This is a genomic window from Metabacillus halosaccharovorans, from assembly GCF_002019635.1.
GTDB classification, from domain to species: domain Bacteria; phylum Bacillota; class Bacilli; order Bacillales; family Bacillaceae; genus Metabacillus; species Metabacillus halosaccharovorans.
The window spans coordinates 190,794-204,467 of sequence record NZ_KV917371.1 but is presented as its reverse complement, the minus strand read 5'-3'; the positions used below and the strand labels follow the sequence as shown (position 1 = coordinate 204,467).

Sequence of the window (13,674 nt, the reverse complement as noted above, 5' to 3'; positions counted from 1 at the left end):
ACTTAAAATACTTAAAGATAATATAAAGTAACCCTAGTTATTTCCGTATAATATTCAGTTATGATAAACATAAAGGCAGATCAACATAATTTGCATTCGTATTTAACATTTAACGACAAATTTATATAAAATTAACAAAAATATTACAAAACTCTTAATCAATCTTTACCATAACCTAGTAAGATTTTCATATTAAAATAAAATTTGGGAGGTTGCTAGGTTGAATTTTCAGCATTTTATGAGCAAAATCATTTTTGCTGCTGCTTCATGTGTACTGCTTCTTTCTCCTGTTCAAACATCGGCTGCTAACCATGTAGTGAAATTTGATGGAGAAAATGGACAAGGTGTCCATGTTCAATTGCTTGGGAGATACTTCAGTGAAGCGGGAATTAGTGAGGGAGGAACAGAGATTGTTGCGTATGATTCAATTTCCAAACATGCTTTTTCAGTAAATGGTTCAGCAAAGGCAGTAGATATTATTGATTTAAATGTTCTTAAAGACTCTCAAGAAATCCCTCGTCTAAAACAGATCAATTTAAAAGATTTAGGTGTAGCTGCTTCTGATGTAACAAGTGTAGCAATTCATCCGAAAGGTAAGTATATTGCTGTTTCGGCACCTGCTGCAAATAAAGCTGATCCCGGGTTTGTCGTATTTTTGTCAACAGAAGGTGACTATCTATCACATGTAACAGTTGGAGCATTACCTGATATGCTGACATTTACACCGGATGGTTCCTTTGTGCTTGTTGCCAATGAAGGAGAGCCGAGTAATGATTATCAAATCAATCCAGAGGGCTCAGTTAGTATGATTGATGTTTCAAATGGTGTAGAAGGAATAACAAATGATGTTGTCACAACTATTCAATTTGAAGAGAATGTAATAGAACAAGGAGTTAGGAAGGTTTCAGAAACCTCTACATATGCTCAAGATCTTGAACCTGAATACATTGTTGTAGATGAAGAAAGCAAATATGCTTTTGTTGCACTGCAAGAAAATAATGCGATGGCGAAACTGGATCTTCAAGCAAAAAGATTTGTCCGAGTAAAAAGCCTTGGATATAAGGATTTTTCTATAGGGAAAAATAAGTTAGATGCTTCAAACGAGGACAATGAGATTAACATCACTAACTGGCCTGTTTTATCAATGTACCAACCTGATGGAATGGCATCATACAAAGTGAATGGGCAAACATACATATTATCTGCTAATGAAGGTGATGCACAGGATTATGATGGCTTTTCAGAGGAAGAAAGAGTAGCGGATCTGAAAGAATCCTATGAATTAAATGCTGATTTATATGAGGGATATAATCAAGAACAATTGAATCAGCTTATAGAAAATGGACTGTTTACTGAAGAACAAGTAGGAAGACTGAATACAACAATATCAGCACCAAAGAATGATAATGGCAAATATGAAGCGATTTATGGGTATGGAGCCAGGTCATTTTCCATATGGAATGCTAATTCATTAGATTTAACATATGATAGTGGTTCTGATTTTGAGGAAATCACAAAGCAAGTATATGGTGAAGATAACTTTAATTCTAATAATGATGAAAATAATTTTGACTCCCGCAGTGATGATAAAGGGCCGGAGCCGGAGACAGTAACAATTGGCCATGTTCAAGGTAAGAATTACGCTTTCATTGGCTTAGAGCGTGTTGGTGGAATCATGGTTTACGATATAGACAACCCTGAAAAACCGGAATTTAATAGATACTTCTCCTCACGGATCTTTAATGGCGAGGAAAAGGTAACTGTTGCTAATGGCGATACAGCACCGGAAGGTTTAACTTTTATTCCGGCAGATGAAAGTCCTACTGGTCAAAATATTCTTTTAGCAGCACATGAAGTTTCCGGAACAATTGCTGCTTATCAAATTGGGATTGAAGTTAAAGAAGAGGAAAGTGAGAATCCGAATGAACCGGTTGATGAAGAGCAACCTGAAACCGAAGTTCCCGATGAAAACCAACAACCAACAACTGATGAGGACCCATTAGAGCATAGTGATGGTGAAAAGATTGACAACAATGATCATCAGGAGCAAGGAGCAACAGAAGATAAAGAAGAAGTTAGACAAAATGATCAGGTATTTTCAGAACAACAAAAAGTCACAAAAGCATTAGATGAAACAGAAAAATCAGAAAGTGAAAACGGTTATTTCTTACCAAATACAGCTACGAATAACTTTACTATTCTTTTACTGGGAATCGTAAGTGTAATTGTTGGTATAGGGCTGGTAGTAAAGAAAAGATTTATGGTAAAAGAATAGAAAGATATAATGTGAGAGCGGGGTAAACTCCTGCTCTATTTTATATACGATGGAGAATATTTGGTCTAAGTTAGATTTTAAATGGAAATATTCGTATATTTAGTATTTTGATATTCAAAAATAACGTTAAAATTGGTCTAATATAATATTTTTATTGATTATTTTGAATCTTTTGTCGAAAAAGAGTTGTTAATTACCTTACGAAAGATATAAAATAGAGAAATATAGAAACTTGAATGAACATAACTTAATATGCTCAGAAGTGTTGATGAAGATAAATTATTTGAGTGGGAGAGTTAAGACATGATGACGAAAACTAAGATCGATGTAACATTAAGCGAAACAAAGAAGGAAAAACCACAATCAGATCAATTAGAATTTGGACGTGTATTTACAGATCATATGTTTGTAATGGATTATAGCCCAACTAAAGGATGGCATGATGCGAGAATCGTTCCATATGAACCTATTTCGTTAAGTCCTGCATCAATGGTTTTTCATTATGGGCAAACTGTTTTTGAAGGATTAAAGGCTTATCGTACACAAGATGATAAAGTATTGCTATTTAGACCGGAAAAAAATATGCACAGATTGAATTTATCGAACGAACGCCTGTGTATTCCACAAATTGATGGTGAATTTGTCATTGAAGCTTTAAAACAATTAGTTTCGATTGAAAAAGAATGGATCCCTACAGCGGAAGGAACTTCATTATATATTCGCCCATTTATTATTCCGACAGAATATTTTTTAGGTGTCGCACCATCTAATTTTTATCGTTTTATGATCATTCTTTCTCCAGTAGGTTCATATTATAAGGAAGGAATCCATCCAGTAAAAATCTTTGTTGAAAATCATTATGTGCGTGCAGTTGATGGCGGTACAGGTAAGGCGAAAACCGGCGCAAACTACGCTTCGAGTTTAAAAGCTCAGGAAGAAGCAGCGAAAAAAGGTTACTCACAGGTATTATGGTTGGATGGGGTGGAGAAGAAATATATCGAAGAAGTAGGAAGTATGAATATTTTCTTCAAAATTAATGGTGAGGTTGTTACACCTGAGTTAAATGGTAGTATTTTAGAAGGTGTAACAAGAAATTCAATCATTGAGTTATTAAAATCTTGGGATATTCCAGTGTCAGAACGAAAAATATCTATGGAAGAAGTTTATGAAACCTATAAAAAAGGTGAACTTGAGGAAGTGTTCGGTACTGGAACAGCAGCAGTTATCTCTCCAGTTGGTGAGTTCCTATATAATGAACAAAAAATGGTGATTAACGATGGTTTAACCGGCGAACTATCTAAAAAACTATATGATACTTTATCAGGTATTCAAAGAGGAACAATGCAGGATCCATTTAATTGGGTAGTAGACGTAAACTGATTTTGAAAAGACCGCACATTTAAGGCGGTCTTTTTACTGCCTCTTTATCTCTGTAAGTTCATTTCTCAATCATACTCCTTCACCCAAATCATATCCTGTGATACATAAATTCTCTAATTCAAAAAACATATAAATCTTTTAGAAAAATTGTAATAAATTTGAAACATTTTGATTCGTTTACTCGTCTTACATATATATTTAATATTGAGCCTTATAAAGAAAAAAATTTCACTCTTCAAGGGAATTTTTAACAATAAAGAAGGATATTTTGATAAAATATGAAATATAATTGTAATGATTGTAAAAAATATTATGTTTTTATAATATTGTTATAGTTTTAGAAAATTTATAGGGAAATGTGGGAGTACTATGAGAAAAAAGTGTGTATCGACAATGATTCTCTTATTGATGATGGCAGGCTGTAGTTCGAATGTGGCAAACGGTAGTCAAGAAGAAGGGCCATTACCAGTCAGTCAAATGACCACACATCTGTCACAATTATCTGAAAAAAAAGCAGAGTATGCAGTAAATTTATTACATCCTAAGACAAAAGATATCCTATATTCCTTTATTCCAACTGTTCATGAGAATCAAGATGAGTATAAAAAAGAAATTGCCCAAATTGCAGATGAATTAGCAAACAGCCTGGATCAGGCGATGGTCCCTGCAAAATACACCGGCAATGGTCAATTAACAGAAGGCAAGAGCCGTGTGATTTTGGATGAAAGTAAATTAGTTGGTATGCTTCTGAATGTCAGGCCGTTGGATAAAACGTTAGATCTGCCATTAGAAGTCGCGGAACCTAATGTAACAGCGGAAACTGTTAAAGGGGTAAATGAAGTAGTCATCGGAAGCTATAAAACTTCGTTTGATTCTAGTGTGACCGGACGATCTCAAAATATTTTCTTGTCGGCAAATGAAATTAACCAAATTGTACTTGGACCTGGGGATCGCTTTTATTTTAATTTGGTTGTTGGTGAACGAACAACTGCGAGAGGTTATCAAAAAGCAAAGGAAATAGTCAATAAAGAATTTGTTGAAGGAATTGGTGGAGGAATATGCCAAACTTCTTCTACCTTATATAATGCTGTCGCAGAGGCAGGATTGGAAATTATTGAACTTCACTCTCATTCAAGATCTGTAGGATATGTTCCGGCTGGTAAAGATGCAACTGTATCCTGGGGAGGTCCGGACTTTAAATTTATGAATAACAAAGATTACCCTGTGATGATCAAAACAATCGTAGATAAACAATCCGGTTCAATTGAGGTTCAAATTTTAGCATCAAAACAAAATGCTGCAAAGGTATAAGGAAAAAATGTTGTTGAATAAAAAAACTGGTGCCGCCAGTTTTTTTATTTTTTGTAAATATAGATAATCCTCCTTTTCATCACACTCCTATTAAAGGACTTTTTATAGTATGATAGTAGAAGATTGCTTGATAGAAAGGAACGAATAAAATGTCATATAAAATGATTGTATTAGATTTAGATGATACCTTACTTCGTGATGATCATTCCATTTCCGTTCGAACAAAAGATGCGTTGATGAAAGCGCAAGAGCTTGGAGTGAAAGTTGTCCTGGCTTCAGGACGTCCTACATTTGGGATGAGACATATTGCTCAAGAATTAAATTTGGATCATTATGGAAGCTTCATTCTTTCATTTAATGGTGGGAAAATAATAAACTGCTCAACCGAGGAAGAAATGTTTAGCAGTACTCTAAGTCCTGAAGCTATCCATAAGTTATATGAAGTAAGTGTCAGAGAGGGTGTTTTTATTCACACGTATTTGGGGGACGAAATTATTACCCAAGATGAAAATCCTTACACTGACATAGAAGCAAATTTAACAGGCTTACCAATAAAGATTGTTCCTAATTTTGTGAATGCTGTGAATGAACCTGTGGTAAAAAGCTTAATGGTTGGACCCCCTGAACAATTAAAGGAAGTTGAAAGAAAGTTACAAACAGAACTTGCAGATGAATTTAGTATCATGCGGTCCAAGCCTTATTTTTTAGAGTTTACGGAAAAAGGTGTTACAAAAGGGACAAGCTTAGATCAATTAATACAGGCTTGTGGAATCAAGCGTGAGGAAATAATTGCCATTGGCGATAGTTACAATGACTTATCAATGATTGAGTTTGCGGGTCTAGGAGTAGCAATGGGGAATGCTCCTGATGACATCAAAGAAATAGCTAATTTTGTAACAGAATCGAACATGAATGATGGTGTTGCAAAAGTAGTGGAAGAATTTATTTTAGTATCATATCATATAGAAGCATAAATTACTGGAATATCAAAGACTAACAGTCAATCTGTTGGTCTTTTTTCTTTGTTTGATAAAACTATGTTAGAAAAACTAACACATTTATAACGTTCAATGCTCTTCAAGTGTATAATCTTATTTAATATATTGTAGGAATAATTTACAAGAAAAGTGTAAGGTTGTTATATTTTGTAACATTTCGCCAATAGAAATGCTAAATACTCAGTCTGTGACATTTCTATGGAATTAAAACGTATCGGTCAATAACAGAATTGCCGATATGTGAAAAGGTGGGAAAGGATGCGTTCAGATGTTTATGAAATACTTGAGACGATCTCACAAACAAAAGTCAAGAAGGTGCTTGCCACAATTGTAAATGTTGAAGGTTCTGCATATAAAAAAGGTGGCTCCATGATGCTAATAGATGAAAATGGAGAACAAACTGGCTTATTAAGTGGTGGTTGTCTGGAAGAAGACCTTCATGCAAGATCTAAAGATTTAATTGAAGCACAAGCTTCAACTATTGTGACGTATGATTTATCGGCGGAAGATGACCTTTCATGGGGCCAGGGGATTGGATGTAACGGTAAAATCACCGTATTAATTGAGACAATATCATCTCAATTATCTACCCACTTGAAAAAGGTAAAAGACTATATTGATAATGGTCAAACTGTCACATGCGTAAAGAGGATGACGCCGGAAGGTTTTGTAACAGGCTATCTCTTTTTTACAGCAGCCTCAGAGTATTTTGGCCAATGGAATGGAGATATTCCAAATATAAATGATTTAACATTAAATAAACTATCGTTTTCAGAAAGAGGCATTTTCTTTAAACAGACAATACCTGCAAGGCCGAGGCTCTTTATTTATGGTGCTGGAACAGATGCTAGACCACTTGCTAACCTTGCCTCTTTATCAGGCTATCAAGTAATTGTTGCAGATTGGAGAGCAGGACTTTGTCATAAAGACAATTTTCCCTTTTCAAAAACTTCTGTCGTTACCCCAGGTGAATTTGTGAGTACATTTACTTTTTCAGACGTTGATTCGATTGTGGTAATGACCCATCATTTTCAAAAAGATGTTGAGTTAATTAGGTTATTAATTAAAACACGAATTCGTTATTTGGGAATATTAGGATCAAAAGATCGGGCACGCAGATTATTTAATGGGGTAAATCCTCCCGGTTGGGTTCACTTTCCTGTTGGATTAGATATTGGTGCCGAAGGACCTCATGAAATTGCCATCAGTATAATGGCAGAACTAATTCAACTGACTAAAAAGAGGAGGGATGCCAGTGTCCTCGTATGAACATATAGTCGGTATCTATTTAGCAGCTGGTCATAGCTCAAGAATGGGGACCTGTAAATTATCATTGCCATTTGCCGGTGTCCCACTTGGAGCAATGGCATTAAAAGAAATCGCTCAATCAAAAATCAATTCTTTACTAATTGTTACAAAAGATCTTCAAACATCATGGTTAAGGTCAGTCGAAATGTTACTAACAAACACTGTACATTGGGAAAATATCATAAGTTTACAGGCACACTTAGGTCAATCCTATTCTCTTCAAGCTGGTATTCAAAGAGCTATACAAATTGGAGCAGATTCTGTTGTCATTTTTTTAGCTGATCAACCCTTTATTACCTCACATATGATTAACCACCTCATCCATCAATCAAACAAGGAGAAGGATTTTGTGGCAGCGTTTGATGGTGAACATACGAAACCTCCTATATTATTTCAAAAAAAAGCATTTCCATTTCTTTTGTCAACTACTGGTGATCAAGGGGCAAGAAGTCTATTAAAAAGAGGAATATTAAAGGGAGTAAAAATACATGTAGATCCTTCAAAATTAATAGATATTGATACAAAAGAACAGTATGAATATTCCAAAAGTCTTTTTAACGGGGTGATCATTTGAGTCATGAACAAGAAGCTGCGACATTAAAATCCGACATGATTGTGAAGCATCCATTATTTCTCGAAGAAGCATTTACTCAAAAGAAAGAGCCCTTAGATGTATTTGTTGCAGGGGGAACATTACTTCAAGTGCATTGGGAGTCTGGGAGCCCTATTCCAAAAACGTTAATAAATCTTTCGTTACTTCAAGATCTAAAGGGGATTTCTTACCAAGACTTGGGTGAGTCTACAAAAATAATAATAGGAGCTTTGACAACTATTGCAGAGTGCATAACACATCCAGTATTGGTCGAACATGTACCATTACTCGTAATGGCTTGCCGAAACATTGCTGCCCCTGCCGTTCGCAACAGAGCGACGGTAGGAGGAAATATTGCAAGCTTTGTAGGTGATACGATACCGGCACTTTTAGCTTTAAACACAGAGGTAAAACTGGCAGTAAAAGACGAAATTCATGTTATGACTCTATGGGAATGGTTAGCTAATGAAAAACAATCACCATTTATTTTGCTAGAGATTATGATTCCTATTTCTCCTAAAGATACAAAGCATTTTTATCGAAAGGTTGGTAGAAGAGAGGCATTTATCCCTTCTATCCTTACAATAAGTGGTCAATGGCAACAAAACAACGATGGTAAGCTTCAATTTGTCCGAATTGCAGTTGGTGGAGGAAATCATCGACCTATCAGGCTTAAAAACGTAGAGCTGCTTCTACAAGAGGGAATAACGAATAAAGAGATTTTCTATAAAACGATATTGCATGAATTCCAATCATATTCAGATCCGTTTGTGTCTGAAGCGTACCGAAAAAAAGTTGCAGCAAACATCCTTATGACAGAATTAGCCAACATCTTAGATGAGGAGGGAAAAGATGGAGCTAAATAGAGATAATTATCGGGAAAAATGGAGAGTTAGACCAGATGGATATGACAAGGTAACTGGTTCCTTAAAATATTTAACTGACTATACCTTCCCGAACATGTTATATGGTAAGGTCCTTAGAAGCACTTATCCACACGCGAAAATAAAATCTATTGTTACGGAAGAAGCAGAGAAATTAGAGGGTGTAAAAGCAGTAATAACGTATAAAGATGTTCCGGGTATGAATCGATTTGGTCTAATTTTTCCGGATCAGCCTGTGCTTTGTGAGGATGTAGTCCGTTATGTTGGTGATGCAGTTGCAGCAGTTGCGGCAATAAGTGAAGAGATCGCAGAACAAGCTATCTCTCTAATCCATGTAGAATATGAACCGCTTGAAGTAATGGATAGTCCTGAAAAATCACTAAGTAGTTCCTGTATATCGTTACATCCGTCAGGAAACATTCTTCATCGGGCAAGCTATAAAAATAGTGAACAAGTTTTAATAGAGCTAAAGAATTGTCCGTATGTTGTAGAAGACACCTATGAAACCCCTAGGCAAATGCACGCCTATATGGAAACAGAGGGAGGAGTAGTCGTCCCTGAAGAAGATGGGAAAGTGACGGTTTATGCAGCAACCCAACATGGGTTCAAAGATCGAATGCAGTTAGCGAGAATTTTATCCATACCAGAATGTAAAATACGTGTCGTTTCAAGTCCGATTGGTGGCTCGTTTGGAGGTAAAGATGAACTGAATATTCAACCATATGCAGCTTTACTTGCTTTAAAAACAAAGCAGCCTGTCAAACTGCATAATAAACGAAGTGAATCGGTTAGAGCAGGTATTAAACGTCATCCAATGAAAATTAAGATGATTACTGGTGCAAATAAGGATGGTAAGCTTGTTGGTCATTATGTCAGGATTACAGCGGATACTGGAGCCTATGCTACCCTTGGACCAGCGGTTTTAGACTTTGCGGTTGAGCATGCTGCAGGTCCATATATGATTCCATATATTGATGTTGAAGGTGTATCTGTTTTTACAAATAATGGAGTTGCGGGTGAGTATCGTGGATTTGGAGGAAATCAAGTGACCTTCGCTTTAGAGACACAGATTGAAAGGTTAGCAGAGTTACTGAAAATTGATTCGATACAATTCCGTGAGAAGAACCTCCGCAAAGCAGATGAACCCGGTCCATTAGGTCAACGAATTGTTAAAAATGATGGAGCAAAATCAGTGCTTACGATGATAAAGACATCATCTGTATTGATGGATCAGCCGAAGCAACAGCCTAATAAACTAACAGGAAAAGGAGTAGCTATCACGATGCACGGAGGGGGCCTTGGATACGGAAGACCTGATCCTTCAGGCGCAAGGCTTTCATTAACAAAGGATGGACAAATCGAAATTGCATTTGGATTTGAAGAGTTTGGTCAAGGCTTAATCGCTTCGATAGAGATCATGTTAATGGAAGCACTGAATTGTAGTAAAGAAGATATAAAAATTGTGATTGGAGATACTGATCTTGTTCCTTCGTCAGGCTCATCCACAGCTTCTCGATCAACTAATATGATATGGAACGGAATTCAGAAATTAAAGAAACCATTTATAGATAAAGTATTAGACCTGGTTGCCGACTATACGAATACTACAAGGAAACTTCTCTATTTAGGTGAGAATGGAGTATGGAGAAAGGGAAAACGAAATCATTTTGTGTTAAGTTATCGCGAGCTTGCAAACTTTACAGACCCATCCCTTATTACGTTTCAAACACATTTTCATTTTCCGACAACACCAGATCCTGTAATTGGAGGACATTATTTATATAGCTTTGCCGCAGTAGCAGCTGCGGTTGAAGTTGATTTGTTAACAGGACAAGTAAAAGTGATAAAAATGGATCATGCCGTTGCAGCCGGACCTGTAGTCAATCCTCTTGGTTATTTGGGACAAATTGAAGGTGGAGCTGTCATGGGTTTAGGGTTTACTTTATTTGAAGACTCAGTTATGGAAAATGGACGCTATCATACAGAAAACTTCGATTCTTATTTAATACCAACGATTAAGGACATTCCAAACGAAACGACCGTAATGGTTGATGAATCTTTAATGGAAGGAGATGTGTTTGGTCCTAGAGGTGTCGGTGAAATTGGAACGGTCGCAATTGCACCTGCTATAACAGCAGCGATTCATCAAGCTTGTGGGATAAGGGTGAAAAAACTTCCAGTTTCTTCCGAAGAAATATTGAATGCTTTGGAGGAATTATTACCCTGCAAAGCAGGAGGTGCTTTAAGTGGCTGAGAATGTTGAATTAAGAAATAGAATGGATGAAACTAAAAGAGAAGTAACCTTCGAATTAAATGGTGAAAAAGTGGATTTACTCGTACCTCCTACTTATCGATTAGTTGATATCCTAAGGAAAGATCTGAATTTAACCGGCACTAAAATGTCATGTGAGATAGGTCGATGTGGTGCTTGTTCTGTATTGATCAATGGTCAGGTTGTAAACTCTTGCTTAGTGATGGCTTATCAGCTTCAAAATGCCAAAGTGGAGACAATTGAATCTATTTCCAAAAACAGTTTACACCCCATTCAGCAGGCATTCCTTGAAGAAGGAGGTCTACAATGCGGATATTGTACTCCCGGAATGATTGTAGCACTCTCCGATTTGCTGGAAAATAACCCTGATCCAACTGATGAAGAGGTATTGGAGCATTTATCAGGAAATTTGTGCAGATGCACGGGATACACAGGCATTCTTCGCGCTATTAAAAATTATAAAGTGAAGATGGTAAAAAAGAACACAATATAATAGAAGGGGAGAGTGGGGACTTGTGATAACAATACAAATAGTAAATGAACTTTCAAAAAAGGATTTCGTTTTAATGTTTTGCTGGATTTTTGATGAAAAGATTGTTGAACAAGTAGCAGAACTACGTCCATTTCCAAGCTATCAATTTCTTCATCTCGCTGTAAAAAAGCTGGTGAAAAAATCTCCAATTGAACATAAACTTTTGTTGTTGCAAGCTTTTCCAGGTTTTGTTGACATGATAACACATGGAAGTTCACAAAAGGCTGATAGAAAGTTAGCAGGGCTTCAATCGCTCTCTTCACGCGAATACAAAAAGTTTGTTTTGTTAAATAATAAATATGAAAAGAAATTTGGATTTCCTTTTGTCATTTCAGTTCGAGGGCACAATAAACAATCCATTTATGATGCCTTAAAAAAAAGAGTAAAACAATCAGAAACTGAGGAAATACTAAACTCTCTTGACGAGCTTTTACGGATTTATTTTTATCGATTAAGAGAAACAATCCAAAATGAAGAAAATTACCATTTGGATCGACAGTCAATGTAAAAAGTAAATGAATAAGAAAAATTTGACCGTTCAGCTTCTGAACGGTTTTTTTACTTACTTTAAGAAGTTTAACTATACTAAAGGATTAAAGTATAAGAAAAGCCATCGACTACCGCCATATCGGCAGTAAGTCGTTTTTTCCTAATAGATATATAGTAAAGACACTGTATTTTTTAACATGGATTTTCTTTAATCTATTTACAACTTGTTTAAATCTATGTAAGCTATTGTTTGAATAGTAAGAGTTTTTAAATAAGGTAAAGATATTATTGGGGGAATAAAATTGATTAAAGCCATTTTCTTTGATTTAGATGATACGCTACTTTGGGATCAAAAAAGCGTAAAAGAAGCATTTGTTGCAACATGTGAAGTAGCAAAGCAACAATACGGAATTGATCCAGTCGAACTAGAGGAAGCTGTTAGAAAAGAAGCCCGCGAGCTATATTCCTCATATGAAACCTATTCATTTACCCAAATGATTGGAATTAACCCATTTGAAGGTCTTTGGGGAAATTTCCTTGACGATGAAGAAAATTTTAAAAAAATGAGTGAAATCGTTCCAACATATCGAAAAGACGCTTGGACTAGAGGGTTAAAAGCATGTGGAATTAATGATCCTGAATTTGGGCAAAAGTTAGCTGAGGAATTTCCGGCTCAAAGACGAAAAAGCCCATTTGTGTATGAGGAATCGTTCTCAGTATTAGATAAACTAAAAGAAAATTACCGTTTGTTATTATTAACAAATGGATCACCGGATTTGCAAAATACAAAATTAGAGATTACTCCGGAACTTGTACCCTACTTTGAACAAATTATTATTTCCGGAGCATTTGGGAGAGGGAAACCAGATCCGACTATTTTTGAGCACGCATTAGAAAAAATGAATCTTTCCAAAGATGAAGCCTTAATGGTAGGAGATAATCTAATGACTGATATCCTCGGAGCATCAAGAATAGGGATGAAATCAGTTTGGATAAATCGTCATGATAAAGAAAGAAATGAAGTAAAACCTGACTATGAAATCAGTCATCTGGAAGAACTTTACCCGATTCTAAATGAATTAAATAAAAAATAAATTACTTTGAGATGATATGAGATTTTTTTGCTTCTAATGAATGAAGTTCCCATTAAATCTAATTTCTTGATTTATACAAACTAATCCATTTATAGTAAGATTGTGATCCAACATGGCCGGCAAAAAGGGGGAAAGTAATTGTTATTATTAATTGGGGGATTAGCACTTTTTTTAATCATTTGTTACTTTATCGTACAGAGGAGCAGATGGATCAAAAATGTTCCATGTGTTGACGTCAAGCACCATGATCAAGCAAGTCAAATTGTTGATGTGCGCGATTATAATAATTTATCAACAATGACTATATCAGGTGCTATTGTGATACCAATACCTTATTTAAAGCGATATTATCATGAAATTCCGTCAAAAAAGGTCCATGTAATAGCAGGAAGCCAACTTGAAAAAAATATAGGTGTTCGTTTTTTACGAAAAAACGGCTTCGATGTGACAGGATACAGTCTAGCAGAATGCACATGTTCAAGTCATTCAAAAAATATGGTTTTATAAAAAAGTTTTAAGTGAGTGGGAGCTATTAAGTT

General features: G+C 35.7%; 12 protein-coding genes. All 12 read left to right on the top strand.

Annotation, left to right across the window (positions count from 1 at the left end; all coding sequences use genetic code 11):
* Positions 1–220: 220 nt before the first annotated feature.
* On the top strand, positions 221–2,275 hold the full coding sequence (locus BK577_RS01000) for a choice-of-anchor I family protein (protein WP_078431211.1): 2,055 nt from the start codon (positions 221–223) through the stop codon (positions 2,273–2,275).
* Between the two features lie 306 nt (positions 2,276–2,581).
* On the top strand, positions 2,582–3,655 hold the full coding sequence (locus BK577_RS00995; RefSeq protein ID WP_078433414.1) for a branched-chain amino acid aminotransferase: 1,074 nt from the start codon (positions 2,582–2,584) through the stop codon (positions 3,653–3,655).
* A gap of 369 nt (positions 3,656–4,024) precedes the next feature.
* Entirely contained in the window at positions 4,025–4,966 is a 942-nt protein-coding gene (locus tag BK577_RS00990) for a VanW family protein (protein WP_139367245.1), read from the top strand.
* A gap of 149 nt (positions 4,967–5,115) precedes the next feature.
* Entirely contained in the window at positions 5,116–5,940 is an 825-nt protein-coding gene (locus tag BK577_RS00985) for a Cof-type HAD-IIB family hydrolase (protein ID WP_078431210.1), read from the top strand.
* A 282-nt stretch (positions 5,941–6,222) separates the two neighbouring features.
* Entirely contained in the window at positions 6,223–7,233 is a 1,011-nt protein-coding gene (locus BK577_RS00980) for an XdhC family protein (RefSeq protein WP_078431209.1), read from the top strand.
* Entirely contained in the window at positions 7,220–7,846 is a 627-nt protein-coding gene (locus BK577_RS00975) for a nucleotidyltransferase family protein (protein WP_051475513.1), read from the top strand. Before BK577_RS00980 ends, BK577_RS00975 begins: the two co-directional genes overlap by 14 nt.
* Positions 7,843–8,730 (top strand): FAD binding domain-containing protein, encoded by an 888-nt coding sequence (locus BK577_RS00970; protein WP_078431208.1) that lies wholly within the window; start codon positions 7,843–7,845, stop codon positions 8,728–8,730. Before BK577_RS00975 ends, BK577_RS00970 begins: the two co-directional genes overlap by 4 nt.
* Entirely contained in the window at positions 8,717–11,002 is a 2,286-nt protein-coding gene (gene pucD / locus BK577_RS00965; protein WP_078431207.1) for a xanthine dehydrogenase subunit D, read from the top strand. The genes BK577_RS00970 and pucD overlap by 14 nt, the downstream gene beginning before the upstream one ends.
* Positions 11,003–11,024: 22 nt before the next feature.
* On the top strand, positions 11,025–11,513 hold the full coding sequence (locus BK577_RS00960; protein ID WP_078433412.1) for a (2Fe-2S)-binding protein: 489 nt from the start codon (positions 11,025–11,027) through the stop codon (positions 11,511–11,513).
* Between the two features lie 22 nt (positions 11,514–11,535).
* A complete protein-coding gene (gene uraD / locus BK577_RS00955) occupies positions 11,536–12,060 on the top strand; it encodes a 2-oxo-4-hydroxy-4-carboxy-5-ureidoimidazoline decarboxylase (protein ID WP_078431206.1) in 525 nt (174 codons plus the stop codon).
* Between the two features lie 283 nt (positions 12,061–12,343).
* On the top strand, positions 12,344–13,135 hold the full coding sequence (locus tag BK577_RS00950) for an HAD family hydrolase (protein WP_078431205.1): 792 nt from the start codon (positions 12,344–12,346) through the stop codon (positions 13,133–13,135).
* A 138-nt stretch (positions 13,136–13,273) separates the two neighbouring features.
* Positions 13,274–13,642, top strand: coding sequence for a rhodanese-like domain-containing protein (locus tag BK577_RS00945; RefSeq protein ID WP_078431204.1), 369 nt, complete (start codon positions 13,274–13,276; stop codon positions 13,640–13,642).
* The last annotated feature ends 32 nt before the right edge of the window (positions 13,643–13,674 follow it).

Coding starts and splice junctions, on each gene's coding strand:
- BK577_RS00995 (WP_078433414.1), top strand. CDS start 2,582: ATGACGAAAACTAAGATCGATGTAACATTAAGCGAAACAAAGAAGGAA.
- BK577_RS00990 (WP_139367245.1), top strand. CDS start 4,025: ATGAGAAAAAAGTGTGTATCGACAATGATTCTCTTATTGATGATGGCA.
- BK577_RS00985 (WP_078431210.1), top strand. CDS start 5,116: ATGTCATATAAAATGATTGTATTAGATTTAGATGATACCTTACTTCGT.
- BK577_RS00980 (WP_078431209.1), top strand. CDS start 6,223: ATGCGTTCAGATGTTTATGAAATACTTGAGACGATCTCACAAACAAAA.
- pucD (WP_078431207.1), top strand. CDS start 8,717: ATGGAGCTAAATAGAGATAATTATCGGGAAAAATGGAGAGTTAGACCA.
- BK577_RS00960 (WP_078433412.1), top strand. CDS start 11,025: ATGGATGAAACTAAAAGAGAAGTAACCTTCGAATTAAATGGTGAAAAA.